This is a genomic window from Gillisia lutea, assembly GCF_021568705.1.
Classification (GTDB): Bacteria; Bacteroidota; Bacteroidia; order Flavobacteriales; family Flavobacteriaceae; genus Gillisia; species Gillisia lutea.
Map to the genome: position 1 here is coordinate 668199 of NZ_JAKGTH010000006.1, position 26964 is coordinate 695162.

At 36.1% G+C, this 26964-nt stretch carries 26 protein-coding genes; 19 read left to right on the plus strand and 7 right to left on the minus strand.

Features of this window, described 5'->3' with window-relative positions:
• Window positions 1–133: 133 nt before the first annotated feature.
• The 3 genes from L1I30_RS03050 to L1I30_RS03060 are packed head-to-tail and all read left to right on the plus strand — an operon-like array spanning window position 134 to window position 1090.
• The gene (locus L1I30_RS03050; RefSeq protein WP_236132774.1) at window positions 134–499 is read left to right on the plus strand and encodes a YtxH domain-containing protein; all 366 of its coding nucleotides are present in this window, start codon (window positions 134–136) and stop codon (window positions 497–499) included.
• Between the two features lie 4 nt (window positions 500–503).
• Complete coding sequence (locus L1I30_RS03055; RefSeq protein WP_236132775.1) at window positions 504–854, plus strand: phage holin family protein; 351 nt, start codon at window positions 504–506, stop codon at window positions 852–854.
• 8 nt (window positions 855–862) lie between these two features.
• Complete coding sequence (locus tag L1I30_RS03060; RefSeq protein ID WP_236132776.1) at window positions 863–1090, plus strand: DUF6327 family protein; 228 nt, start codon at window positions 863–865, stop codon at window positions 1088–1090.
• A 74-nt stretch (window positions 1091–1164) separates the two neighbouring features.
• Here L1I30_RS03060 and L1I30_RS03065 read toward each other — a convergent pair whose 3' ends face one another.
• Window positions 1165–2145 carry an SPFH domain-containing protein gene (locus L1I30_RS03065; RefSeq protein ID WP_236132777.1) on the minus strand — a complete coding sequence of 327 codons (981 nt, stop codon included), beginning with the start codon at window positions 2143–2145 and terminating at the stop codon, window positions 1165–1167.
• Window positions 2146–2222: 77 nt separating this feature from the next.
• Between L1I30_RS03065 and L1I30_RS03070 the strand changes: the two genes are divergently transcribed.
• The gene (locus L1I30_RS03070; protein ID WP_236132778.1) at window positions 2223–2894 is read left to right on the plus strand and encodes an outer membrane beta-barrel protein; all 672 of its coding nucleotides are present in this window, start codon (window positions 2223–2225) and stop codon (window positions 2892–2894) included.
• Window positions 2895–2951: 57 nt separating this feature from the next.
• Here L1I30_RS03070 and gltX read toward each other — a convergent pair whose 3' ends face one another.
• Window positions 2952–4466, minus strand: a complete 1515-nt coding sequence (gene gltX / locus L1I30_RS03075; RefSeq protein ID WP_236132779.1) for a glutamate--tRNA ligase — start codon at window positions 4464–4466, stop codon at window positions 2952–2954.
• A 377-nt stretch (window positions 4467–4843) separates the two neighbouring features.
• Between gltX and L1I30_RS03080 the strand changes: the two genes are divergently transcribed.
• The 5 genes from L1I30_RS03080 to L1I30_RS03100 all read left to right on the plus strand — a co-directional run bounded on the left by L1I30_RS03080 (window position 4844) and on the right by L1I30_RS03100 (window position 11863).
• Window positions 4844–7885, plus strand: coding sequence for a DUF4175 family protein (locus tag L1I30_RS03080; protein WP_236132780.1), 3042 nt, complete (start codon window positions 4844–4846; stop codon window positions 7883–7885).
• Entirely contained in the window at window positions 7869–8297 is a 429-nt protein-coding gene (ybeY, locus tag L1I30_RS03085) for an rRNA maturation RNase YbeY (protein WP_236132781.1), read from the plus strand. The genes L1I30_RS03080 and ybeY overlap by 17 nt, the downstream gene beginning before the upstream one ends.
• Window positions 8298–8314: 17 nt before the next feature.
• Entirely contained in the window at window positions 8315–10186 is a 1872-nt protein-coding gene (gene mnmG, locus L1I30_RS03090) for a tRNA uridine-5-carboxymethylaminomethyl(34) synthesis enzyme MnmG (RefSeq protein ID WP_236132782.1), read from the plus strand.
• Between the two features lie 72 nt (window positions 10187–10258).
• Complete coding sequence (locus L1I30_RS03095; RefSeq protein ID WP_236132783.1) at window positions 10259–11116, plus strand: class I SAM-dependent methyltransferase; 858 nt, start codon at window positions 10259–10261, stop codon at window positions 11114–11116.
• A 231-nt stretch (window positions 11117–11347) separates the two neighbouring features.
• Window positions 11348–11863, plus strand: coding sequence for an OmpH/Skp family outer membrane protein (locus L1I30_RS03100; RefSeq protein ID WP_236132784.1), 516 nt, complete (start codon window positions 11348–11350; stop codon window positions 11861–11863).
• 72 nt (window positions 11864–11935) lie between these two features.
• Here L1I30_RS03100 and L1I30_RS03105 read toward each other — a convergent pair whose 3' ends face one another.
• Complete coding sequence (locus L1I30_RS03105) at window positions 11936–12331, minus strand: DoxX family protein (RefSeq protein WP_236132785.1); 396 nt, start codon at window positions 12329–12331, stop codon at window positions 11936–11938.
• Window positions 12332–12344: 13 nt separating this feature from the next.
• Window positions 12345–13499, minus strand: coding sequence for a DNA polymerase III subunit (locus tag L1I30_RS03110; RefSeq protein WP_236132786.1), 1155 nt, complete (start codon window positions 13497–13499; stop codon window positions 12345–12347).
• A 70-nt stretch (window positions 13500–13569) separates the two neighbouring features.
• On the opposite strand from L1I30_RS03110, the gene L1I30_RS03115 reads away from it, so the two are divergent.
• The 3 genes from L1I30_RS03115 to L1I30_RS03125 are packed head-to-tail and all read left to right on the plus strand — an operon-like array spanning window position 13570 to window position 17406.
• Entirely contained in the window at window positions 13570–14757 is a 1188-nt protein-coding gene (locus L1I30_RS03115; protein WP_236132787.1) for a phosphoglycerate kinase, read from the plus strand.
• A 47-nt stretch (window positions 14758–14804) separates the two neighbouring features.
• Window positions 14805–16403 carry a LysM peptidoglycan-binding domain-containing protein gene (locus L1I30_RS03120; protein WP_236132788.1) on the plus strand — a complete coding sequence of 533 codons (1599 nt, stop codon included), beginning with the start codon at window positions 14805–14807 and terminating at the stop codon, window positions 16401–16403.
• A gap of 22 nt (window positions 16404–16425) precedes the next feature.
• Window positions 16426–17406: a DUF4837 family protein gene (locus L1I30_RS03125; protein WP_236132789.1), complete on the plus strand. Its 981-nt coding sequence runs from the start codon at window positions 16426–16428 to the stop codon at window positions 17404–17406.
• A 48-nt stretch (window positions 17407–17454) separates the two neighbouring features.
• Here the strand turns inward: L1I30_RS03125 and tatA are convergent, their stop codons facing one another.
• The gene (tatA, locus tag L1I30_RS03130; protein ID WP_236132790.1) at window positions 17455–17649 is read right to left on the minus strand and encodes a twin-arginine translocase TatA/TatE family subunit; all 195 of its coding nucleotides are present in this window, start codon (window positions 17647–17649) and stop codon (window positions 17455–17457) included.
• A 114-nt stretch (window positions 17650–17763) separates the two neighbouring features.
• On the opposite strand from tatA, the gene L1I30_RS03135 reads away from it, so the two are divergent.
• The 6 genes from L1I30_RS03135 to L1I30_RS03160 are packed head-to-tail and all read left to right on the plus strand — an operon-like array spanning window position 17764 to window position 24063.
• Window positions 17764–18633 (plus strand): M23 family metallopeptidase, encoded by an 870-nt coding sequence (locus L1I30_RS03135; protein WP_236132791.1) that lies wholly within the window; start codon window positions 17764–17766, stop codon window positions 18631–18633.
• Between the two features lie 6 nt (window positions 18634–18639).
• Window positions 18640–20139: a GH3 auxin-responsive promoter family protein gene (locus L1I30_RS03140; RefSeq protein ID WP_236132792.1), complete on the plus strand. Its 1500-nt coding sequence runs from the start codon at window positions 18640–18642 to the stop codon at window positions 20137–20139.
• A 12-nt stretch (window positions 20140–20151) separates the two neighbouring features.
• The gene (locus L1I30_RS03145; protein WP_236132793.1) at window positions 20152–21837 is read left to right on the plus strand and encodes a DUF6909 family protein; all 1686 of its coding nucleotides are present in this window, start codon (window positions 20152–20154) and stop codon (window positions 21835–21837) included.
• A gap of 12 nt (window positions 21838–21849) precedes the next feature.
• The gene (rfbC, locus tag L1I30_RS03150; RefSeq protein WP_236132794.1) at window positions 21850–22395 is read left to right on the plus strand and encodes a dTDP-4-dehydrorhamnose 3,5-epimerase; all 546 of its coding nucleotides are present in this window, start codon (window positions 21850–21852) and stop codon (window positions 22393–22395) included.
• Window positions 22392–23273: a dTDP-4-dehydrorhamnose reductase gene (gene rfbD / locus L1I30_RS03155; protein WP_236132795.1), complete on the plus strand. Its 882-nt coding sequence runs from the start codon at window positions 22392–22394 to the stop codon at window positions 23271–23273. The genes rfbC and rfbD overlap by 4 nt, the downstream gene beginning before the upstream one ends.
• A gap of 10 nt (window positions 23274–23283) precedes the next feature.
• Complete coding sequence (locus tag L1I30_RS03160) at window positions 23284–24063, plus strand: glycosyltransferase family 2 protein (RefSeq protein ID WP_236132796.1); 780 nt, start codon at window positions 23284–23286, stop codon at window positions 24061–24063.
• Here the strand turns inward: L1I30_RS03160 and L1I30_RS03165 are convergent.
• Window positions 24052–25359, minus strand: a complete 1308-nt coding sequence (locus L1I30_RS03165; RefSeq protein ID WP_236132797.1) for a phenylacetate--CoA ligase family protein — start codon at window positions 25357–25359, stop codon at window positions 24052–24054. The two genes, L1I30_RS03160 and L1I30_RS03165, sit on opposite strands and share 12 nt — an antisense overlap.
• An 89-nt stretch (window positions 25360–25448) precedes the next feature.
• Between L1I30_RS03165 and purD the strand changes: the two genes are divergently transcribed.
• On the plus strand, window positions 25449–26723 hold the full coding sequence (purD, locus tag L1I30_RS03170; RefSeq protein ID WP_236132798.1) for a phosphoribosylamine--glycine ligase: 1275 nt from the start codon (window positions 25449–25451) through the stop codon (window positions 26721–26723).
• On the opposite strand, the gene L1I30_RS03175 is transcribed toward purD, so the two are convergent.
• Window positions 26715–26945 carry a DUF6341 family protein gene (locus L1I30_RS03175; protein WP_236132799.1) on the minus strand — a complete coding sequence of 77 codons (231 nt, stop codon included), beginning with the start codon at window positions 26943–26945 and terminating at the stop codon, window positions 26715–26717. The genes purD and L1I30_RS03175 overlap by 9 nt on opposite strands.
• Window positions 26946–26964: the final 19 nt, after the last annotated feature.

Below are 26964 nucleotides of genomic sequence, written 5' to 3' on the forward strand. Positions count from 1 at the left end.
ACGAATATTTTAAATAGTTCTTTTTAAGAATACTTTAAGACTGCAGTTTTACATATTAACCGGTTATTAACAGCAAGAACCTAATCATTACGTTAAATTTGTGCTTATATTTAACTAAAAAATACAGAAAATCATGGCAAATACAGGAAGTACGCTTTTAGCATTGGTAACTGGAGCAGCAATTGGTGCAGCAGCAGGTCTTTTATACGCTCCAGATAGCGGTGAAAAAACTAGAAAGAAATTGAATAAAGATGCTAAAAAAGCACAAGAAAAATTCAATAAAAAATATCAGGAAACTACTTCAAATTTAAGTTCTAAAGCTAAACAAGCTAAGGTTGATTTTGAAAAAAGACTAGAAGAGACTTTATCTTCTGCGAGTTATAAAGCAGATGAAATTCTTTCTGCTATGGAATCTAAATTAGAAGATCTAAGAAAGCAAAATTCTAAATTACAGAAGGATAGCAAAGATACATCAGCACCAAATAAAGCAGTAGTATAAGCCTATGGCATTTGAAAAACTAACCAACAGTATTCATGATCTTGATGAGAATATTCGCGCTTTTGTAACTAGTAGTGCCGAGTATTATAAGTTAGATCTTTATAAAAAGATTATCAAAGGAGCAATTTCCTTGGTTAATATGATGTTGATTGGTTTTGTAGCGCTTATCGCCTTATTTTTCCTTTCTATTGCAGTTGCTCTGAGTATAGGTCAAGCAATGGGGCAGGCGAGTGCAGGCTTTTATATAGTTGGAGGCTTCTACATTGTGATATTTGCTTTAATCTGGATCTTTGGAAAGAAATATGTAGAAAAGATCATTATTTTAAAATCTTCCAGAACTTTCTTTAACGATTAAAACTTGCTATGAAAGAATATACTTCATTTGAAGAAATAGACCGAGATCTTAAGATTTTAAGACTACAAACTCAAATTGATAAAGAGGAAATAAAGCTTAGTTACAATCATTTAAAAGAGGGACTATCACCCGTAAGTATGATTAGTAATATGCTGGGGTCCATAGCTCAAAAAGCATTGGTACTTAAAGCTGTATCAAAGATATTTGGAGTGAAAAGAGTAGTTACTTCCGATTAGAGATTATATAATTATAAAAAGCCCGATGTATATACATCGGGCTTTTCTATTTTGAACTTTTCCTAATCCTGTGATTATATGGAATCGTCAGAGCCTGGAGGATTATCTTTATTCTTCTTTTTTGGTGGGTTCATAGTCAAACTGTTTTGAGCTTTCATAGCTTCACCTATCTGATTAGAAGCCGTAAATGACGCTATCATATTATTCAACATATCACTACCGGCCTGAGGAGAATTAGGAAGCAAGATAAGGTTGCTGTTTGTTTGCTCACCAATAGATTGTAACGTATCATAGTGCTGGGTAACAACAATTAAAGCGGAAGCTTCCTGAGAATTGATTCCCACATTATTAAGCACATCTACACTTTCTTCAAGACCTCTTGCAATCTCTCTACGCTGATCTGCAATACCTTGCCCTTGTAAACGTTTACTTTCTGCTTCTGCACGTGCCTTAGCCACAATTTTTATACGTTCAGCCTCCGCAACATATTCGGCAGCTACTTTCTCTCTTTCGGCAGCATTTATTCGGTTCATGGCCGATTTTACCTGTGCATCGGGATCGATATCGGTAACCAGAGTTTTTATAATGTCGTAACCGTAATCCTGCATAGCCTGATTCAATTCTCTCTTTACAGCAATAGCGATATCATCTTTTCTTTCAAAAACATCGTCCAGCTTCATTTTAGGCACTTCAGCGCGCACAACATCAAAAACGTATGATGTTATTTGATCATGCGGACTTTCGAGCTTATAAAAAGCATCGTAAACGTTGGTTTTAATTACCTGGAATTGAACAGAGATCTTAAGTTTAACAAATACATCATCTTTGGTTTTAGTTTCAACTAATACATCCAATTGCTGAACTTTTAAGTTTATTCTACCGGCTATTTGATCTATAATTGGAATTTTAAAGTGCAAGCCACTACTTCTAGTGCCTAAAAATTTTCCGAAGCGTTCTAATACGACGGAGGTTTGTTGTTTTACTATAAATATCCCTGAAAAAAGGATAATCAATGCTAAAACAACCAGAATTGGGATAATAATCATTGTTGACATAAATTTGGTTGAAATGGTTTGAAGAGTAAGATACTAATAATTAGGTTACATTTACGGTCTTAATTTTATAATTCAAAATGAAAAATACCACCTTTTTATTGCTGGTACTATTTTTAATGTTATCAGTAAGCCTGCATGCGCAGCGTAGAATTAGTAGCAGTTACAATAGATTGGGTATTCAGGCAGCAGTTACCTACGGAGGTATAGAAACAAGTAATTTCTCGACACAGTCAAAGATTGGCTATTTGGCCGGTCTAACGACGAGGGCTAATGTTTACAATAATTTCACTATTATTTATGGTGTAAATTTCTTTGAATCTCGCACGGGAATCAATTTGCAAAGAGAAACAGGACAGATTTATCACGAAATCGATTTTAAGACCACTGGAGCGCAGCTAAATCTTTTTTTAGGGCACAAGCTAATTGGCGAGCATTTAAGCTTTGAGGCGGGACCTATTTTACAAGTAAATAGTAAATGGTCTACCAGTGATGAGTATAAGAATTATTATGTTGAAGATTATAACTTGCAGGCTAAGGACCTTGAGGATATTTCTAAGATACACCTAAATGTTGCAGCAAATATCTCTACGGGTTTTAAAAGTTTCAAATTTTGGTTCCAATATCAATACGGAGTGACAAATATGTTTAAAAAATTAAATACTGTTGAATTGCAACAACAGGAACCAAAGGCGGTTAATTTAGAAGGGCATATGGGAATGGCCCTTGCAGGAATAGTAGTTTACCTTTAACTAATAAATAAAAAAGACCCCAATAGTGGGATCTTTTTTATGAGGTAAATGTTTAATCTATAAGTTTTCCAAAGCGAATTTCATTCGCTTCAAAGTTTCTTCTTTTCCGATTTTTGATGCAATTTCAAAAACATCAGGCCCTTGCATAGCACCAACCAAGGCTAATCGTAAAGGTTGCATAACTTTTCCAAATCCAATTTCATTGGAAGTGATCCATGATTTAATCGCCTCTTGTAAATTGGCTGCGGTGAATGTTGAAACAGAAGAAGTGATTTCTATAAGTTTCTTCATAATTTCCGGAGTATCTTCTTTCCAGGCTTTTTTAGCAGCTTTTTGATCAAATTCTGAAGGTGCAACAAAGAAATAACTTCCTAGCTCCCAGAAATCATCTACAAAGACAGCACGTTCTTTTAGAAGTGAAATTACCTCTGAAGTATATTCTTTATCGGCTTTTATTCCTTTAGTCTCAAGAATTTTTATGAACTGATCGGCAAGTTTATCGCTAGGTTCTAATTGTAAGTAGTGCTGCTGGAACCATTTTGTTTTCTCCGGATCGAATTTCGCACCCGATTTGTGTACTCTCGAAATATCAAAAGCAGCGATCAATTCTTCTAAATTGAAGAATTCCTGTTCTGTTCCAGGATTCCATCCTAAAAAGCTCAACATATTTATCATTGCTGCAGGAAGATAATTTTCTTCTCTGTATCCTGAAGAAATTTCACCTGTTTTAGGATCTTTCCATTCTAATGGGAATACGGGGAATCCCATTTTATCACCATCTCTTTTACTTAATTTACCTTTTCCTTGTGGTTTAAGTATAAGCGGTAAGTGAGAGAATTTTGGTGCTTCCCAGCCAAAAGCCCTGTATAAAAGTACGTGCAGTGCTAAAGAAGGCAACCATTCTTCTCCACGAATAACATGGGTAATTCCCATTAAATGATCGTCTACGATATTTGCCAGATGATAGGTGGGTAGCCCATCACTTTTAAAAAGCACTTTATCGTCCAATATACTTGTATCGATCTCCATTTTTCCTCTAATCTCATCTTCTAAAGGTAAAATTTCAGCTTCTGGAGATTTAAATCTTATTACATATGCTTCGTTAGCATCTAATTTAGCCTTAATCTCTTCTGAAGAAAGGGAAAGAGAGTTATTGAGCTTTAATCGATTATGCCAGTTGTAAATAAAGGTCTTACCTTTTTCTTCATGATCTTTTCTGTGAGCATCCAATTCTTCGGCAGTATCGAAAGCATAATATGCATCTCCACTGGCTATAAGCTTGTCGGCATATTCTCTATACAAATAGGCACGTTCACTTTGGCGGTAAGGTCCGCAATCTCCTTCTTTACCTGGTCCCTCATCATATGGAATTCCACACCAGTTTAAGGCATCTATAATGTATTGTTCTGCTCCTTCTACAAAACGATTTTGGTCGGTATCTTCTATTCTAAGTAGGAAATCTCCCTGATGCTTTTTAGCGAAAAGATAATTATATAAGGCGGTTCTTACCCCTCCAATATGCAAAGGGCCGGTAGGACTTGGCGCAAAACGTACACGTACTTTAGCTGACATATTTTTGTAATTTAAGGGCAAAGGTAAGGGATTCTGTATGTATTTACCAGTTTATAAGGCTCCACAAAATTTAATTTTATTTGTGTTATTTGCTTAATTCAATACAAGTAGTATATAGGGCTTAATAGAAAAGATATTCGTAGTTTTAAACAGGTTTGTGGCAGCGGGTAACAATGAGCGATTTTGACAACATAAAAAGAAAGTTAGCAATTTTTATAAAGAGGTTCTATTTAAATGAACTTCTAAAAGGAGCTATTCTATTTGTTAGCATTTGGTTAGTATACTTTTTATTAGTTTTAGCAATAGAGTACTTTTTTTGGCTTTCACCAGTTAACCGAAGTATTTTATTCGGGAGCCTTATATTAATTTCTTCCGGGTTGCTAACCAAGTTTATTGTAATTCCCGTTTTACAATTGTTTAAGCTCTCAAAAGGCTTAGATTTCACCGAGGCTTCAAAAATTATAGGAATATATTTTCCAGAGGTAAACGATAAACTTTTAAACGTACTTCAACTTCAGGAATCTTCACATCAATCAGATCTACTTCTTGCCAGTATAGCTCAAAAGTCAAAAGAGTTACAACCTATTCCTTTTAAACTGGCCATAGATTACAGGAAAAGTTTAAGATTATTTAAGTATGCCGTATTCCCGATTACGTTCATTTTACTAATATTTTTTACAGGAAATTCTACGTTCTTTTCAGATTCCTATACTCGGGTGATACATTATAAAACTCAATTTGAACCACCTGCGCTTTTTTCATTTTTAATTGAAACTGATTCTTTAAAAATAGAAGAGGGGAAGGAGTTTGAGTTAAAAGTTAACACTCATGGGAAAGTAGTGCCCGAAAATGTGAGTATCCATTATAATGGAGAGACATATTATATGAAATCTGATGGTATTGGCAGTTTTAGTTATATTTTTCCTGCGCTCTCAAAGAATACTGAATTCTATTTTTCTTCAAATGAGGTACGTTCTCAAATTTACTCCCTCGCTGTAATTGACGTACCCCAATTATTAAATTTTGAGGTATTGGCCAATTATCCGGCTTATACAGGAATGCTACCTGAAACTTTTAGGGGTAGTGGTAATATTACGATTCCTGAGGGTAGTAAAGTTACATGGAAATTGGGGACCAAATCTACTAATAAAGTAAGTTTCGAAACAGGTAATAGCTCTGATATTTTCAATAGAGACGGGGATAATTTTAGCTTATCTAAAGTTATGTTTAACGACATGCAGTATTCTATTCATACTTCTAATACTCAAATTTCAAATTATGAAAATTTAAATTATAATATCTCTGTAGTTAAAGATGAGGCTCCTACAATAGAAGTTATATCTAAGCTGGATAGTGTAGATCTTGAAACACTCTATTTTAGAGGTAAGTTAGCAGATGATTACGGAGTGTCTAAATTGAATTTGGTGTATTATATTGAAGATGAGATAGTTAATAAGCGTTCGGTTTCTATCCCTTTTCAAAAGACTAATATTTCTGATTTTCTGTATGTTTTTCCAGGAGATATTCCGGTAGATGCTGGTTCAAAGTATCACATTTACTTTGAGGTTTATGATAACGATGGCATTCATGGGTCGAAAACCGGTAGAAGTGAAATTTTCACTTATAGGGGCCGGACTAAAGAGGAGGTTGAGGATAGCAAATTGACACAACAAGGCGAATCCATTCAAAACCTATCTAAGAGTTTAAATACCCTAGAATTTTCTGAAAGTGAGCTTGACGATTTAAGCCAACAACAAAGGCAGAAATCCAACCTTAGTTTTACTGATAGGAAAAAGCTTTCCGAATTTTTAAAAAGACAGCAGCAACAATCGGAGATGATGAAAAAGTATTCTGATGAATTGAGGAATAATCTGCCTCATAAAAACGAAGGAGAAAATGATGAATTTAAAGAAGAATTGAAACAACGACTGGAACGTTCAGAAGAAAGGGCGAAAAGTAATGAAGAACTTTTAAAGGAATTGCAGGAAATTTCAGACAAAATTAATAAAGAAGACCTACTTGATAAACTTGATAAGCTTGCCAAAAATAATAGTTCAGATAAGCGAAATTTGGAACAACTGTTGGAGTTAACTAAACAATATTACGTTCAGGAAAAAACTCAGAAATTAGCTAGAGATTTAGATAAGCTGGCTCAAGATCAAGAGGAATTATCGAAAGCCGATAGCAGTTATTCTAAGGAAGCGCAGGAGTTAGTAAGTGATACATTCCAGGAATTTAAAAAGGAAATGGATTCTTTAGAACTGGACAATAAGAAACTTAATAAACCTACAGATATAAAAAGGGATAAAGTTGGAGAAAATATAGTGGAGGAAGAGCAAAAAAATGCTGAGAATCACCTTGGAAGTAATAATAACGAGGCCAGATCTTCTCAGGAAAAGGCGGCTAAAAAGATGAAAGAGTTAGCTAAGAAACTTGAGAATTCTCAAAGTTTGTCTTCCGGTGCGCAACTACTCCAAAATATTGAGGGTATGCGACAAGTTCTGGATAACCTAATGGTTTTTTCTTTTGAACAGGAAAGTAGTTTGGAAAGCTTTAAAAACATCCGCATAAATAATCCATCTTATGCTGGGGAACTTCGCAATCAACAAATTTTAAAGGAGCATTTTCAACATATAGATGATAGTTTGTTTTCCCTTGCGCTGAGTAACCCCATGATTAATGAGAAGATAACCAGCAAGATTGTAGATATTCAGTTTAATATAGATAAAGCCCTTGAGCGCTTGTCACAAAATGAGCTATCTCTAGGAACTTCCAGTCAACAATATGTTATGACTACTACCAATGAGCTTGCTTATTTATTGGATAATATATTAGAGAATATGGAGTCTAAAGCCAACTTACAAATGAGCCCCGGTGCAGGGCCAGGTGGTATACAATTAAAGGATATTATCCAGAAGCAAGAAGAGATTGGTAAGGCTATTGAAAAAGGAGTGGAGAAAGATCAGGAAAGTGGCATTTCAAAATCTGGGAATGAAGGTGAAGACATGAATGGTAAGATTTTTGAGATTTATAAAAGGCAAAATGAATTACGGGAAAGTTTAAAAAGGGCTATCGATGATAATAATTTAGGTGAAGGCGATGATAGGAACGTTCTTACAGATTTAGAGCTGTTAGAAAAGGAAATTCTTGATAAAGGTTTTAACAAAGAAAGTTTAAAAAGGATAAGCAATATTCAGCATAAATTAATGGATTTGGAAAAGGCGGTTAAAGAACAAGAAGAAGAGTCGGCTCGAACTTCCCAATCCAATTTAAATGAATTTAATAAGTCAACTCAGGATCAAATTATTAAGGCGAAAGAATATTTGCCAAGCATTGAAATTTTAAACAGACAAGTCTTACCTTTGCGCCAAATTTATAAAGCTAAAGTCAGAGCGTATTTTAATGGGATCAAAGATTAATTTTTATTCAGAGAACCAGTTCCAATTGAAAAATTCCCAGGCCCATCTTCAATGGATTGAACGGGTAATGGAGTCGGAAGGGAAACGGTGGGAGGAACTAAGTTATATATTTTGTGATGATGAGTATCTATTGAATATTAATATGCAATATTTAGATCATGACACCTACACCGATATTATAACATTTGATTATACTATTGGAAATGCGTTACAAGGTGAGATCTATATTAGTACCGAACGCGTAGTTGAGAATGCTTTAAAATACAACGTTAATTTTGAAGATGAGTTACGTCGAGTATTAGTTCATGGTATCCTGCATTTGTGCGGATATAAGGACAAAACTGAGGATGACGCGAAATTAATGCGTCAAAAAGAAGAGGAAAAAATGCAATTGTTCCACGTGGAACAATAACAAAGAAAGATTGATTTATGTTTGATAAAGAGTATGATGTTATAGTTGTTGGTGCTGGACATGCAGGTAGTGAAGCTGCCGCTGCTTCGGCTAATTTAGGTGCTTCGACCTTACTGGTAACGATGAATCTTCAGAATATTGCTCAAATGAGTTGTAATCCTGCTATGGGTGGGATTGCCAAAGGGCAGATCGTAAGGGAGATTGATGCCTTGGGCGGTTATAGTGGTTTGGTAAGTGACACTAGTGCTATTCAATTTAAAATGCTTAATAAATCCAAGGGGCCCGCAATGTGGAGTCCGAGAGTGCAGAGTGATAGGATGATGTTTGCAGAACATTGGAGATTACGCTTGGAGCAAACTCCAAATCTGGATTTTTATCAGGAAATGGTCGCAGGTTTAATTGTAGAAGGAGGACGTGTAGCAGGGGTGAGAACTTCTTTAGGTTTAGAAATTCGATCTAAATCGGTGGTGCTTACTAATGGTACATTTTTAAATGGACTCATTCACATAGGCGATAAGAATTTTGGTGGAGGACGATCTGGAGAAAGAGCTGCAACTGGAATTACAGAAGAATTGTTAGACCTAGGTTTTGAAGCCGGGAGGATGAAGACAGGAACTCCACCAAGAGTAGATGGTAGATCTTTAGATTATTCTAAGATGGTGGAGCAACCTGGTGATGAGGTTCCTTCAAAATTCTCTTATTTAGATGAAACAAAACCATTATCAAAACAACGTTCTTGTTATATGACATACACCTCTAATGAGGTACATGAAATCTTGAAAGAAGGGTTTGATAGATCTCCAATGTTCAACGGGAGAATTAAAAGTTTAGGGCCTAGATATTGTCCGTCTATTGAAGATAAAATTAATCGTTTTGCAGATAAAGATCGTCATCAGTTATTTGTTGAGCCCGAAGGTTGGAACACGGTAGAAGTGTATGTGAATGGATTTTCGACCTCGCTCCCTGAAGATGTTCAATTTAAAGCATTGCGATCTGTTTCGGGATTTGAAAATGTGAAGTTCTTCAGACCGGGTTATGCTATAGAATATGATTATTTTCCACCAACACAGTTGAAACATACTTTGGAAACGAAGTTGGTTGAAGGTTTATATTTTGCTGGACAGATTAACGGTACGACTGGTTATGAAGAAGCCGCATCTCAAGGTTTGATGGCCGGGATGAACGCTGCTTTAAAAGTGCAGGAGAAAGATGCTTTTACTTTAAAAAGAGATGAGGCTTATATAGGTGTTTTAGTAGACGATCTTATTACGAAAGGTACAGAAGAGCCATATAGAATGTTTACTTCTAGAGCGGAGTATAGAACTTTATTGAGACAAGATAATGCAGATTTTCGACTTACTGAAAAATCTTTTAAACTGGGCTTGGCCAGTGAAAAGAGAATGAGGAAGATGGAGGAGAAGAAGGAGAAATCTCTAAATTTTGTGGAATTTTTGAAAGATACAAGCGTATCTCATGAAGAGGCAAATCCTATTTTAGAGGCTAAAAATTCTTCTTTAATGAAGCAAAATGATAAGATCTTTAAGATTTTTTCCAGGCCAAATATTACCATGGAAGACGTTAAAGGCTTTTCTGGAGTAGAAGAATATATCGCAGAGAACGGTTTGAATGTAGAGATGTTAGAACAAACAGAAATACAGATCAAATATTCAGGTTATATAGACAAGGAGAAAAACAATGCAGATAAACTGCATCGATTAGAGGATATTAAAATCCCTAAGAACTTCAATTATTCTAATATTAAATCCATGTCTTTTGAAGCTCGCGAAAAATTAAATAAAATTCAACCTGTAACTGTATCTCAAGCATCGCGTATAAGTGGGGTAAGCCCAAGTGATATTTCAGTGCTATTAGTATATATGGGAAGGTAATGTTCCACGTGAAACATTTTTACTTTTTTATCTATTTCAAATTCCAATTCTGAATAAAATTTAAGTTATTACGTGAAAGAATCTGTAATTAATACCCAAAAAACTCACTTTCTAACGTGTCGGGATTTTACTGTTTCTGGTGAAAAATTTGATCTATTGTTAGATGTTGAAAAGGAAATGTTGGTTACATCTCCTAAGCCAGATTTAGAAAAGCTTCCTGAATACTATAGGAGTGAATCTTATATTTCTCATACCGATTCTAAAAGTTCATTTACAGATAAGTTATATCATCTTGTAAAGGAAAGAATGCTCTTAAAAAAATTGAAATGGATCAATAAAAAAAATCCAGAGAAGGGAAGCTTATTGGATATTGGAGCGGGAACCGGGGATTTTTTAAAAGTCGCCCAAGCGAATGGTTGGGAAGTTGAAGGAGTAGAGCCAGAAGAAACCGCACGAAAAAAAGCAAAGGAGAAAGGTGTTATCTTGAAATCAAGCTTAAAGGAATTTAAATCTGATAAATTTGATGTTATTAGTATGTGGCATGTTTTAGAACATGTACCGGATTTAAAAACTCAGATTCTCGAACTAGAGCAACTATTAAAAAAAGACGGCTTGTTGGTAATTGCTGTTCCTAATTATAAGAGCTACGATGCAGAGTATTATAAAGAATTTTGGGCCGCTTTTGATGTACCTCGACATTTATGGCATTTCTCCCAAGGAAGTTTTAAATATTTGTTTAAAGATAAATTTAGGCAGATTGATTCAAAAGGATTGATTTTCGATTCCTTTTATGTGAGTCTGCTTTCCGAAAAATATAAAACAGGACATAGCAATTTACTAAAAGCAGCCTACGTTGGCTTAAAATCCAATTTGAAGGCAAAATCTTCTTCCGAGTACTCTTCTATTTGTTATTTCTTCCGAAAACGGTAGAATAACTTATTTTAATGTGATTTAAGACCTTTTTGAACCCTAAATAATGAAATCTATAGGCTCTTTATTGATAACGGTCTTAAAACGCAGAAAATAAACCGGTTTTTAATTGTGATAATTTATAGTTTATACTTTTACTATAATTAATTATTATAGGTGCAGTGGAGTGAAATAAATTATTTTTTTCCTCTCTTACTTTATTACTTTTGCTTCAAATTAAAATCAAAAATCATGAAAAAATTATTGTTGGTTGTTTTGGTGGCAGCCGGTCTTACAAGTTGTAATGAACAAAAAACAGCTTATGTAGACACCACTAAGTTAATACAAGAGTATAAGGAGATGAAGGATGTAGAAGCAGAATTCACTTCTAAATCCGATAAAATTAAAGGAGAGTTAGATTCTTTAGCTCAAAGTTTCCAAGTAGAGGTGCAGGCTTATCAAGAAAGTATGGGCAGCATGTCTACTTCAGCAAGACAGGAAAAAGAGCAGGAATTAATGCGTAAGCAACAAACTATTCAACAACAACAGCAAATGATGGGAACTCAATTGCGTCAGGAAAGTGACCAGGTAATTGACTCTATCGTAGGAAAGGTAAAGGAGTACGTGAAAGATTATGGTAAAGACAATGGCTATACCTATATCTTTGGTTCTAACGAGTCGGCAAACATCATGTATGCAAAAGATGGTTTGGATATCACTGAGGAGATCCTTGAGAAGTTAAATGGAACTTACGAAACAAAGGAGTAACCAAACTTTTTAGTAAATTAAAAAAGCCGCAATGGAAACTCCATTACGGCTTTTTAAGTTTATACAACTTTGTTAGGAGAAGATATACACCCCTAATATTACTACCACAAAATACCCTGTAATGGTAAAAGCTCCCGGATAATCTTTTGCTACACGTTGGCCAAATAACAGCATTAATAAAGTGATAGCTCCCAGAACACAGGCATACCAGCCTATTTCCAGGTTAGCCGAACTTATTATTTGGATCACACCAATAACGGCTAAAACACCTGTTAAAAGCTCTAATAGCAACACAATAGCAAGCATTAATGGAACCTGTCGTGCAAGAAATGTTTTAGAGAAGTGCTCTTTTAACCACCCTATATTCCCCTTCCAATCCATTATTTTATCGACTCCAGATTGTAAAAAGGTTATAATTATAAATAAAAGAATTAGAATTTCTGTGATGTACGACTGAATATTGGACATATAAAAAGAAGTGTTAAGCTGCTTTCTTATGAAGCAGGCGGGTTAGTTTTATAGAAAGATCGGTAAGTATGATTTTTGCATTTCCATTACGCTCAATATGATAGATAGCATCTTCAATCTCCTTTGTAATTGCAGGAATATTACCTCCATGTATAAAGGGAGCAAATTTCTCTAGTTTGAAATTAGCCGATTTAGGTTGCATGTAAACAAGTCCTTCCGCATTATAATTAAATAATAAGGCTTGTCTAAAAAAGTCTAAACAAAACAAGAGAAAGCTCTTCTGGGTTTCTCTTCCTATTCCAGCAATTTCGTCACTCCAATTTACAAGTTCTAAAACAGCAGCTTTATTCCCCTTGGCTTTAAAAGCAGTTCTTACCCAATTTACAAACCAGGTTTCAAATTGTTCGTCTCCAGCATCATTATTAAGAATATGCAATGCTTGAGCATAGCAGCCATTTGCCTGAACAGCTATTTTTTTGGCGGTATTCTCTTCTGTTTTATAGGAGGAAATAAGTCTTTGCGTGATCACATCTTCCGAAAGAGGAGGGAATCTTAATATCTGACACCGGGAACGGATGGTTTGTATTATCTGCTCCTCATCTTCGGCAATTAAAATAAATAAGGTTTTCTCTGGCGGCTCTTCAATAAGCTTAAGTAATTTATTAGAGGCTGCAGTATTCAACTTATCGGCCATCCAAATAAGCATGATCTTATACCCACCTTCATAAGCTTTAAGAGAAAGAGATTTCACTACTTCCTGGGCTTCATCAACTCCAATTTGCCCTTGTTTCTTCTCAACACCAATCTTTTGATACCAGTCAAATAAACTTCCATATGGATTCCCCTGAACAAATTCCCGCCAGGAATCCATGAAATTATTTGAAACTGGATGTGATTTGATTTTATCGTTGGTAGCCACCGGAAAGGCAAAATGAAGATCTGGATGCGCCAACTTCTTGAACCTTGCATTGCAGGCTGTGTTTTCTGAAGTATTCTCAGAGTTGCTATTATTACATAGAATATATTGCGCGTAGGCTATCGCCATTGGCAAGGTGCCGCTGCCGTGCCTTCCCACAAAGAGTTGAGCATGAGGAATTCGGCCTCTATCTGCCGTAGTGGTCAGATGATTTTTAATATGGGGTAAGCCTAAAACTTCAGAAAAAAGCATAAGCAAAGATAAAATTTATCTTCACTTTATATCTTCAGAAAAAATTATATTTGTGATATATACAGTACTTATGAAAACAATAGACGATTATAATTTTAAGAATAAGAGAGCTTTAATACGTGTAGATTTTAATGTACCGATTGATGAGAACGGAAAGGTAAATGATACTACTCGAATTGAAGCGGCAAAACCAACCATTACTAAAATTCTTGAAGATGGAGGTAGTGTGGTTTTAATGTCACATTTAGGTAGACCGGAAAACAACGAATCCAAATTCTCTCTGCAGCAAATAGTAAGCACTGTTTCTGAAATCTTAGGAGTAGAAACCAAATTCGTAAATAATTGTGTGGGTGAAGTGGCAGAGAATGCTGCAGAAAACTTGCAGAATGGGGAAGTACTTTTATTAGAAAACTTAAGATTTCATAAAGAGGAAACTGCAGGAGATACCGATTTTGCTAAAAAACTAGCCAAGCTGGGAGATATCTATGTTAATGACGCCTTTGGAACGGCTCACCGTGCTCATGCTTCTACTACGGTAGTCGCAAAATACTTTTTAGACAAGTGTTTCGGATATTTATTAGCTCAGGAGATAGAAAGTCTTAATAAAGTTTTGAATGAGGCCGTTAAACCGGTTACTGCTATTTTAGGCGGAGCAAAAGTATCTTCCAAGATCACTATTATTGAAAACATCTTAGATAAAGTAGACCATCTTATTATTGGTGGAGGGATGGCTTTTACCTTCATTAAAGCGAAAGGCGGAAAGATTGGGAGTTCTTTAGTAGAGGATGATAAACAGGAATTGGCACTACAAATTCTTAAAAACGCAGAAAAGAAAGGGGTAGAGATACATTTACCTATAGACTCTGTTATTGCCGATAGTTTCTCAGAAATGGCCAATACCGATGTCACTCCCACAGATAACATTCCAGATGGTTGGATGGGGTTAGATGCCGGACCAAAAACCATTGATAGTTTTGCTGATGTGATTTTAAAATCTAAGACCATACTTTGGAACGGACCCGTTGGCGTATTTGAAATGGATGCTTTTGCAAATGGAACCATTAAGGTGGGAGAAGCTATTAGTAAAGCCACTAAAAATGGAGCATTCTCCCTCGTTGGCGGAGGAGATTCTGTTTCTGCGGTTAAAAAATTCAATCTTGAAGGTAAGATGAGCTATGTATCTACCGGTGGTGGGGCTATGCTGGAAATGCTTGAAGGAAAATCTTTACCTGGAATTAAAGCTATTTCAGAAAATTAGGCACGAAAAGTGACGTATGTCCGTTTTTGTTTAATAACATCTTTATTATGAAAAAATCCATTTCTTTCTTGATGTTGTTTGCAGTTTTGGGTGCTATGGCTCAAACCCCGAAGAAGCAAACAAACGATAAGGCAAATGCAAAGGCTGAGAAAGCAAATTTCAGGGTACAGGTTTTTAAGAAACCTGATAGTACTTCAATAAAATTAGTAAAACCCGACCCTGAATTCAAAAATAGATTACCCATTTCGGCAAAGATAAAATCTGGTGTGGCTGTAGATCTTAAAGACCTTCCTAAAGCAGCAGTAATAGACTCAGCTTGGAAATCGGAGTTAATGAATTCTGATCTTTTTGAGAGCATGCAGAATGAGATCCTGAAGCAGGACTATTCTGAAGTTGTGTATAAAGAATTACCAACCGATACTTTAAAAGCCAGGTTAGCCAAGCTTAATGCCAGAACACCCTTCAATGTAGAGTACAACCCTATTCTTGAAAGTGTAATTAAATCTTACTTAAAGCGCAATAAGAAATCTATGGAGCGCCTTATGGCGTTAAGTGAATATTACTTTCCAATGTTCGAACAGCAACTGGATAGGTATGATGTGCCTTTGGAAATTAAATACCTTGCTATAGTAGAATCTGCATTAAATCCGCGAGCTAAATCGAGAGTGGGTGCTACAGGTTTATGGCAATTTATGTTTACAACGGGTAAAATGCATGGCTTAGATGTGAGTTCTTATGTAGATGAGCGTATGGACCCAATTCTTGCTACAGAAGCAGCAGTGCAGTATTTAGCTAGCTTATATAGAACTTTTGGAGATTGGGATTTGGTGCTGGCATCGTATAATTCTGGTCCAGGTAACGTTTCTAAAGCCATTCGTAGAAGTGGAGGTTCCACGAATTATTGGAATTTAAGATCTCATTTACCTAGAGAAACTGCCGGGTATGTGCCTGCTTTTCTTGCAACATTGTATTTATTCGAATATGCAAAGGAGCACGATTTCCAACCTAACAGGCCCGATGTAGCATTTTTTGATACAGATACGTTACACGTGAAACAAATGCTAAGCTTCGATCAAATTTCAAAAGTGACCGGAGTAGAGAAGGAATTAATTGAATTCCTGAATCCGAGCTATAAATTGAATATCATTCCTTATGTGGAGGACGAAGCCTATTCATTGCGGCTTCCCAGAAAGGGAGTTGGACTATTTGTGAATAACGAAGATGCCATCTATAATTTTGCTAAAACAGAATTAGCCGAAAAGCAAAAGGAACTACCAAGGTTTGTGGAAGCAGAAGACAAGGTAAGGTATAAAGTTAAAAGTGGTGACTATTTAGGGAAGATCGCTCAAAAATATGGAGTAGGAGTTAGCAGCATAAGAAAGTGGAACAATTTACGAGGAAATAATCTAAAGATTGGACAATATCTTACAATCTACCCAAGTAAATCGGTAGCTATTACTTCTTCTAACACGGTGAAGAGCAGCAGTAAAGCAGAGCCAAAATCGTATACTGTTAGAAGCGGAGATTCTCTATGGAGCATCTCCAAGAAGTTTCCTGGAATTACGGTACAGAATTTGAGGAGTTGGAATAATATAAAAGATACCAGTCTAAAACCAGGCATGGTACTTAAACTCTCTCAAAGTTAGGAGCTTTTTAAAAATATATTTTATGAGGAATGCTGTATTCTTATCTGTTTTTTTGATCTTAATATTATCAGGATGTAACAATTCTGAAAAGCCTGAAAGGATTATTCTTAGTGATTCATCTGGAAACATAAATAATGTTTCGGTTGTAGTAGATAATGAATTGTGGGAAGGAAGTGTGGGAGAAGCGCTTAGAAAATCGTTAGCAGCGCCAGTAGATGGTCTTCCTCAGGAAGAGCCTTTATTTTCCTTAAATCAGATGCCGGAACCTGCATTTTCTGGCTTTGTTAGAAAGAACCGACTTTTTGTAAAGATTGAAAAAGGTAAGAAACAAGGTTTCAAAATATTTACTGATCCATTTGCGCATCCTCAAACAGGAGTGTTGATATCAGGAAAAGATTCTGCAGAAATCATAGCCGAAATAATCGATAATTCTGAAGAGATTGTAAGTGCTTTAAAAGCTACAGAGATCAAAGAAAAACAGCGTCGTATACATAAGTCCTTAAAAAATGATGAAAGTCTGCAGGAGAAGTTTGGAATCTCGTTAAAATTTCCATCGGCATATAGGTATGCTATTGAAAATGATGATTTTTTCTGGATTAGAAAGGATATTCCAAAAGGCAATATGGAAATAGTGATCTATGAAGTGCCTCTAAGCGCTATAGATAATGATACAAACGTTGTTGCTAATATTATCAAGATGAGGGATTCTATTGGTAAAACGCATATCCCCGGTCCATTAGATGGAAGTTATATGATCACAGAAGAAGCCTATGCGCCTTATTTGTTCCATTCAGAGATAGACGGCAAATTTGCTTACGAAACTAAAGGAACCTGGGAGGTGAAAAATGCATTTATGGCAGGTCCTTTCATAAATTATGCGGTACGGGATTCAATAAATAACAGGTATATTATACTGGAAGGTTTTGCCTTTGCGCCGGCATCAGCAAAACGGGACAATATGTTTGAGCTGGAGGCGATATTGAAATCAGTAAAATTCAAATAAAAAAAAAGCCCGGTTAATTTAACTGGGCTTTTTTTTGATAACTAAATACTATTTATTTTCTTCTGGAATCTTTTTGTCCTTATCATCGTCATCTTTAGAGGCATCTTTAAATTCTTTTATACCACTTCCAAGGCCTCTCATTAATTCAGGAATTTTTCGACCACCAAAAAGCAGCAACACAATTACCACTATTAAAATGATTTGTGGAGCACCGATGACCAATGGTAAAAATATTGAGTTCATAGTAAAAAATTTTGTTGTTACAAACTTAGTAAGAAAACATTAATATAAACGTTTGGAAGTAATAAAATAGTATAAATTTAACTTTATGCTATCTTTGTGATAGCTAGTGATATTATGGGTAAATCAATAAAAAATAGAAAGAAATTCACCAAGAAGTTACTGCATAAATACAGGTTGGTAATTTTGAATGAAGACACTTTTGAGGAGCGAATATCATTTAAACTTACTCGTTTAAATGTATTTGTTGCATTATCGATAAGTGCAATTGTACTGATTGCAGGAACTACTTTTTTAATAGCCTTTACCGGGTTAAGGGAATATATTCCCGGATACTCTTCTGCAGCATTAAAAAGACAGGCTACAGAACTGGCTTATAAAACCGATTCGCTACAAACCGCTTTAAGATTCAACGATCAGTACTATGAATCTATAAGAAAGGTGTTAACAGGCGATTTGGAAGCTACTAATTTGAACAGAGATTCCTTACAACAGGCACAATCCATAGATTCAGAATATATAGATATTTACCCTTCAAGAGCCGATTCACTTTTAAGAGATGAGGTTGCCCAGGAAGATAAGTATAATGTATTGGAATCTGCAGGTTCGGCTATGGAGTTTGCGCTGTTTCCACCGGCTAAAGGTCCTATAACCGAAAAGTATAATTTAAAAAACAAGCATTATGCGGTAGATGTGGTTGTGGCAAAGAATGCACCTATAAAATCTGTGGCTGATGGTCGCGTGATCTTTTCAGAATGGAGTGCAGGCACCGGCTACGTAATAATTATTGAGCATAATTACGGCCTGATCTCGGTTTATAAGCATAATGCCTCTCTTACTAAGGAGCAAGGAGATTTTGTAAGATCAGGGGAAGTAGTGGCCACTGCGGGATCAACCGGAGAGCTTAGTACAGGCACCCATTTACATTTTGAACTCTGGAAAGACGGAAACCCCGTAAATCCAACAGATTTTATTGATTTTGATTAAATATATATGTCTATAAAAGCTTTTTCAGCAAAAATATTCTCTAAATACATCAGGCATAAGATAGATTATTGGTCCTCACATCCTGAAGAAACCCAACAACGCGTATTTCAAGAGCTTTTAAGCAAGGCCCAAAATACTAAGTTTGGTAAGGATCACCAATTTAGTACGATTAAAACCTATGAACAATTTGCTGAACAGGTGCCTATTCGGGACTACGAAGAGTTAAAGCCTTATGTAGATGAAATGGTAGCAGGTAAACCAGATATTCTATGGCCGGGCAAACCTTTGTATTATGCGAAAACATCTGGAACTACCAGTGGGGCAAAATATATTCCTCTCACCAAAGAATCTATGCCAACGCATATTAAGGCAGCGCGAAATGCCATCTTGTGCTATATCGAGGATACCGGTAAAGCTGAATTTGTAGACGGGAAAATGATTTTTCTTCAGGGAAGCCCAGAATTAACAGAGAAAAACGGGGTTAAACTAGGCCGACTTTCAGGAATTGTAGCTCATTTTGTACCCGCTTATTTGCAAAAGAATAGGATGCCAAGTTGGGAGACCAACTGTATAGATGATTGGGAAACTAAGGTAGCGACTATAGTAGAGGAGACCAAACAAGAAGATATGTCGGTAATTAGCGGAATCCCTTCTTGGGTTCAAATGTATTTTGAACAACTTCAACATAATACAGGAAAGAAAGTGGGCGAGCTTTTTCCCAATTTCGACTTGTTTATTTACGGAGGGGTGAATTATGAGCCATATCGTGCTAAGTTTGAAAATCTTATAGGCAGGAAGGTAGATAGTATAGAACTTTATCCTGCTTCGGAAGGATTCTTTGCATTTCAGGATAGGCAGGAGGATAAAGGCATGTTATTGCAGCTGGACTCAGGAATGTTCTATGAATTTGTTGTGGCAGAGGAATTCTATAACGATAAGCCTAAAAGATTGACAATCGGAGAAGTAGAAATAGGTGTGAATTATGTGATGCTAATTTCTACCAATGCCGGTTTATGGGCGTATAACCTGGGAGACACCATACAGTTCACTTCTGTAAAACCATATAAAATTATTGTTTCCGGCAGAATTAAACATTTTATCTCTGCCTTTGGGGAACATGTAATTGGAAAAGAAGTAGAACAAGCCATGCAAGAAGCATCTTCTAAAAGCTCTGTGAGAATCTCAGAGTTTACGGTGGCACCTCAAATTACACCAGAGGGAGAAGAATTACCCTATCACGAATGGTTCATAGAATTTGAGAATGAACCGGAAGATCTTGCTAATTTTGCAAGAGTTTTGGACGAAGCTTTACAGAGGCAAAATTCTTACTATTACGATCTAATAGTTGGAAAGGTGCTTCAACCTTTAAAAATAACAAAGGTTCCTCAAGATGGTTTTCAGAAATACATGAAATCTATCGGGAAACTAGGAGGCCAGAATAAGTTGCCTAGGTTATCCAATGATAGAAAAATCGCACAGGAATTAGAAAAAATTAAAATTCAATAGAATTATACACATATGGTAAATTTAAAATTAATGGGTAGAACCCGGGCACAGGAAAGTACAAATGCAATTGAGCGCATGTACATCACCATGAGGCATCTTTTTAACCGTGGTTTCTATAAACCTATGGGAATCTCCGGAGAAACTTTAAGAGAATCTTTATTAACACTTAGGCCGGAGATCTATGGTTCTATTGCTGAAGAAAAAGTGGAATTGGACGGTCTTTTGTATGTTATAGAAAGACTTCCGAAAGGAATTGAGCAATGCCAATATATAAATTTGACAAGTGACGAAGGTTATGCTAATTCTCATTTCAAACCTATTATTCCTCCAAAACGTAGAAGAAATTGCTATAGGATAGATGAGGAACAAATGAATATAGAGGTTACCAGAGGTCGTTCTGAAATCTATGATATTCTAACTCACCTTACATTTTTATTCATTGAATCTCATAAAATTATGAGACGTGTAATAATCGATGAAGAAGGTAGTGTTACCAGAGACTGGAAAAAACTGGAAGAAGCCGTTAAAAAGGAAAATGTTACCCAAATTGAACGTGAGATTGCACTAACACATACTGCAAATATCTTAGGGAGAACTTTCAAAGAGGTTACTACCATGTACCCTAAGTTCATGTCCCCTGAAAATGAGGAGCGCTTTTTACATATCATCTACTGGTTAGGAAAGTTGGCTATAGAAGAAGTTGTAAAGAATAATAAGCGAATCGTAACTTTTAGTCCGGTACTGCGTGAGCGCTTAGGGCATCATATTCATGGAGAGATCTGGGCAGATGCTATTAAGCAATATTTGGTAGAGAATAATTTAATGCACCGCCCAATTCATATTATTAGTGCGAATATGCATAGTGTTATGAATACTCTTTATTCTCCGGAAGCTTTAAAAACAGAACTTAAAAAGAAGAGTTCTATGAAGATCTATGAGGAATTAAGTGATGCCGGAAACGGCCAGCTGAGAAATAAGGTGATGAAAGTTGCTTTAGACAACGGTATGAAATTCATAGAAGATACAAGCGGAACGAACATAGATGTGCAGGTGTTTGATACCGCTAAACTGAAAAGCGGCTTTAGAAGCGCTGATTTCATCAACAAAAAAAATGATGAAAAGCCGGTTTTAATTGTAATGGATTATGCTTTTGGAGAACAAGCATACGAAACCATGGATGAAATGCTGAAACCTTATAATTATGAAGGGAATGAAATCCATTTAAATGCGGTTTCTATCTCTATTATGGGGAAAGCAGGGATTCTTGATGGAGGAAAGGGTGATATTATGATACCTTCTGCTCACCTTTTTGAAGGTACCGCTGATAATTATCCATTCTATAACGAATTAAGAAAATCAGACCTGGAAGGAAATGATATAAAAGTGGTAGATGGAACGATGATCACCGTACTGGGAACCTCGCTACAAAATAAAGATGTTTTAAGGTTCTTCCAGGAATCTACCTGGAATGTGGTAGGTTTGGAAATGGAAGGAGCTCACTATCAGAAAGCCATTCAGTCGGCCTCCAGATTACGTGGTAATATAAGAGAAGATGTGAAAGTGCGTTATGCCTACTATGCTTCAGATAATCCATTAGAAACCGGTAGCACCTTAGCTTCAGGAGGATTAGGAACATCTGGGGTGAAACCAACTTACCTTATTACTGAAAAGATCCTTGAGCAAATATTCAATTCATAATAAACATTTTGCATGCAGTTTGAAGAAACACCTTTAAAAGATTGTTTTTTAATTACCCCTCAGGTTTTTGAAGATCACCGTGGGATCTTTTTAGAAACTTATCATAAAAAAAAGTTTTTTGAAGCTACAGGAATTGATGTTGAATTCGTGCAGGATAATCAATCGGTATCAAGAAGGGGGGTATTACGAGGATTGCATTTCCAACGTGGTGAATTTGCTCAGGCCAAGCTTGTGCGAGTAATTTATGGGGAAGTGATGGATGTGGTCGTAGACCTCCGTCCCGAGTCGCCTACCTTTAAAAAATCGCATCATTTAATCTTAAATGATAAAGATCATCAGCAATTATATATTCCGCAGGGGTTTGCGCATGGGTTTTTAACGCTTTCAGAAACTTCGGTTTTTTCATATAAATGCGATCGGTTCTATAAGCCGGGAGAAGAATCTGGAATTATCTATAACGATCCCGATCTGGCTATAGCATGGGGAATGAAGGAAGAAGAATTTATTCTTTCTGAAAAAGATAAGATATTGCCAACTTTAAAAGCCTCTTTTTCATGAAAACAGTGTTAGTAACAGGAGCCTCGGGACAATTAGGTAGCTGTCTTCAAAAAATAGCAAATGAGCGTCTGGAAATTGACTGGTTGTTTTTGACCTCTGCTGAAATGAGTGTAAGCTCAAAAAAAGATCTTAGACTGGTATTTGGGAATAAGCAGATAGATTATTGTATTAATTGCGCAGCTTATACCAATGTTGAAAAAGCCGAATCAGAAAAAGATAAGGCTTTTGATATAAATGCTACCGCAGTAAAAGAACTGGCACTTATATGTAAAGAACACAATTTGGTTCTAATACACATTTCTACCGATTATGTTTTTGATGGAGAGAAAGAACTGCCTTATCTCGAAACAGACCTTACCAACCCCATTAATGTATATGGAGCTTCTAAACTACAGGGAGAAAAACATATACAGGAAATATTAGACAAATATTTTATTTTTAGAACTTCCTGGCTTTATTCTCAATTTGGTCATAACTTCTTCAAAACAGTTCTTAAGAAGGCTTATGAAGGGGAGACCTTAAATATTACTACGGCCCAAACCGGCACACCTACTAATGCCAATGATCTGGCAGAATTTTTAACTAATCTTATTGTTGAAGGAAATGCTAATTATGGTCTCTATCATTTTAGTAATTTAGGAGCTACCACCTGGTATGGTTTCGCTAAGAAAATACTGGAGATTACAGCTTTGAACGAGAAAGTAGAACTCAATAAAGATACCTCTTATACCACTATAGCGAAGAGACCGCAGAACAGTGTACTTGATAAAGAAAAGTTGGAAACATCTTTTAAAATAGACCTGAACACTTGGGAGAAGGCCGTTGAAGAACTGCTAAGAAGTGAATATAAAGACCTGTTAGAACACGCAACTCGGTAAATTTCTAAATATGAATGATCGGCCGCTGGTTTCCATTATCATGCCCGCTTATAATTCATCGCGTTTTATTGAGCAGGCAATACAGTCGGTATTACACCAAACCTATACAAATTGGGAGCTGTTGGTTATAGATGATGCTTCCCGGGACACTACTGTTAAAATAGTTCAAGAATGTGCCGCCGCCAGTTCAAAGATCAAATTATTGATCAGTTCAGAGAATCAGGGAGCTGGAGTTGCCAGGAATAAGGGGATTAAAGCCGCTACAGGAACTTATATTGCTTTTCTGGATGCTGATGATTTATGGTTCCCTGAAAAGTTAAGTATACAGTTGAAATTCATGCAGGAGCGAGGATTGCAAATGACATTTTCCAGCTACGAGTTAATTTCAGAGAGCGGTGAGAAACTTCATAAAATGGTAGAAGCCCTTCCTTTGTTGAGTTATAATAAATTACTACGATCAAATTATGTAGGGAACCTTACCGGAATTTATTCTGTAGAAATATTAGGTAAAATATACAATGCTTCTATAAGAAAAAGACAGGATTGGGCCTTATGGTTGTCAGTATTAAAAGAAACTGGAAATGTTGAGGGAATAACCGCTCCGTTGGCATACTATAGAATTAGAAGGGAATCTATTTCAAATAATAAATTAAGTCTTCTAAAACATAATTTCAATGTGTATTATAAAGTTCTGAACTTTGGGATTTTGAAAAGCTGTGCGTATATGATCTTGTTTTTATGGGAACATTTCATGCTGAAATCAAAACAATTAAAGCAATTAGATCATTGAAGTGAACTGTTTCAGTTTTCCGCTCTTGTTTCGTTTCAGGATCTGTTTTCTTTCAAAATCTACCTTTAGGTTCTTTCCTATAAAGGTTTCAATAGCAGTCAGGATCTTTTCGATTTGCACTCCGGTAAACTCCTGTTCGCTTACATATTCAATCTTAAATCGGTTTAAAGCAGTTTGTATCACCAAAAACTCTTTAATGCTGCCAGCATCTTCTATGATAGATTTAGTAACATAGTAGAAAGTAAGTCCGGGTACCACTTTTCCATCAGCAAGTTTTGCAATGTCGTTGGTACGGCCTGTAAGCTTTTCGAGGATAGGCCGCTTAAAACTGCTGTTAGAAGCCAGTTTTCCAGTATCTCCAATATCATAGCGTATCATGGGATGCGCCTTATTATAGAGCGAGGTAATTACAATTCTACCTTCCTCGCCATAGGGCAGAATATTGTTTTGATCGTCCAAAATCTCAATAAATAGGCTTTCCGAATTTATCACCCATTCTTTCGAGGTATCTTCAAAAGCGATAAGACCCACTTCGCTAGCCCCGTATTCATTAATTACCGGCACCCCAAAAGCTGCTTCAATTAGGGTTTTGTCGTCTTCAAAAAGTTTTTCAGAAGTCACTATACATACTTTCAATTTAGGGCAAATATCGGCCAGGATAAGCTGTTGCTTATTTAAATACTTTGCAAAAAGCAGGATAGCACTAGTATAGCCATTTATATAATCGAAATTGGAATTTTTAAAGCGCTCAAGAAAAGTTTGCATCTTACTGTCGCTAAGGTCGAAAATATTGAAGCGCCTTCTTAAGCTCATCCTGTCCTTAAATCGCTCGGTAATATTTCCATAGAAATCGAGAGGGATGCCATAAAACCTTGCTTGTAAAGATTTGTTGAGGTTAATTCCAATCCATTTATACCGATCTATAAATTCGGCCCAGGTAATAGCATGGCATAAACGATCTTTTGCGAAAATAAAAGGATGTCCACTGGAGCCGGAAGTCTTTCCAAGATAAATGTTCTTTTTGCTGAATTCATTGCTTAGACGATCTTCTAAAGGGCGCTGAAGGTCTGCTTTATTCATCACAGGGACATCTTTCCACTCGCTATATTCTTTGTTCTTGAAAAAGGACTTATAGAAATTGGTGTGCTCTAAATGATATTGAACAATAGCTTCCCTTTTTTGAACAAGGTATTCCTCGTACTTTTCTTCAGGAATATCCTGAATTTTACGCAGCATATTTTGCGCCCTGTTAATTGGGAATTTGTTGAGCTGCAACGAGATCTTAAACCAGTTCAAAGAATAAATTAGATTTAATTTATTGGAAATTATTAGTGCTTCAATTTACAAACATTTATTTTTGGCGCAAGAACTTAAATAACTTCTCCATGAATATTTTGATATTAGGTGCCGGCGGTCGTGAACATGCATTTGCACATAGCATTTCCAAAAGCGAACAATGCGATAAACTTTTTGTAGCACCCGGTAATGCAGGGACGGCTCAAATGGCCACGAATATCGATCTTAAGGTAACCAATTTTGAAGCAATAAAAGAACTTGTACTTCAGGAGAATATCGAAATGCTAGTTGTTGGGCCTGAAGACCCTTTGGTATTAGGGATCTACGATTTTTTCAAAGAGGACGATCAACTAAAGCATGTAGCCGTAATTGGACCATCAAAACGCGGAGCATTATTAGAAGGAAGTAAGGAGCGGGCAAAAGAGTTTATGTTCATGCATAACATTCCTACCGCTGCCTATCAAAGTTTTAGTGCAGAGACCTTAGATGCAGGAAAGAAATTTCTTGAAACTCTTAAAGCACCATATGTATTGAAAGCCGATGGTTTAGCTGCAGGGAAAGGAGTGTTGATTATAGAAGATCTTGCTGAAGCTCAAAAAGAATTAGAACAAATGCTTATAGGTGAGAAATTTGGAGCGGCAAGCAGTAAAGTTGTTATTGAAGAGTTTTTAGACGGAATTGAATTAAGCGTTTTTGTGCTTACCGATGGAAAGAACTATAAAATATTACCAACTGCTAAAGACTATAAACGAATAGGAGAAGGAAATACAGGTTTGAACACCGGTGGAATGGGAGCTATTTCCCCTGTTCCTTTTGCTGATGAAGAATTGATGCAAAAAATAGAAGAGCGCATCGTAAAACCTACTATAGAAGGCTTACAAAAAGAAGAGATCGCCTACAAAGGGTTTGTATTTATAGGCCTGATAAAGGTAGATAATGAGCCGTATGTTATTGAGTACAATGTACGTATGGGCGATCCGGAAACAGAAGTAGTACTTCCGAGGATAAAATCTGATCTTGTAGAATTGTTCCAAAAGGTTTCGGAACAAAAGTTGGATGAAGCAAGTTTGGAAATAGCTACCGAGACTGCTGTAACAGTAATGTTGGTTTCTGGAGGATATCCTGAAGCTTATGAAAAAGGAATGGAAATAACGGGACTAGATACGGTAGAAGATTCTATTGTGTTTCATGCCGGAACCACTACAAAAGAAGGGAAAGTGCTTTCAAACGGAGGTCGCGTTATTGCGGTTACTTCGTTTGGGGATGATTACAAATTGGCACTAAAAAAATCTTATCAAAATGTAGATAAACTTCATTTTGATAAGATGTATTATAGAAAAGATCTAGGATTTGATTTATCCTAAGAACGAGTGAGCTTTTGGATCACGGTTCTCTTCGTTGTTATCATTGAATGTTTTCAATTGCTTCATCCAGTAGAAAAATGCTGCAAAAACAACAAGAATAAATACCCAGTTCATGAAATTAGCAAGAAACCAAGATTCCAATTGTAGTTTTCTTAGTGCATCATAAGGAATAAACAACACGTTCTCGAACAACCAGGCAATTCCTTCAAATAATTCTTTCATCGTATAACTTTGTTATATT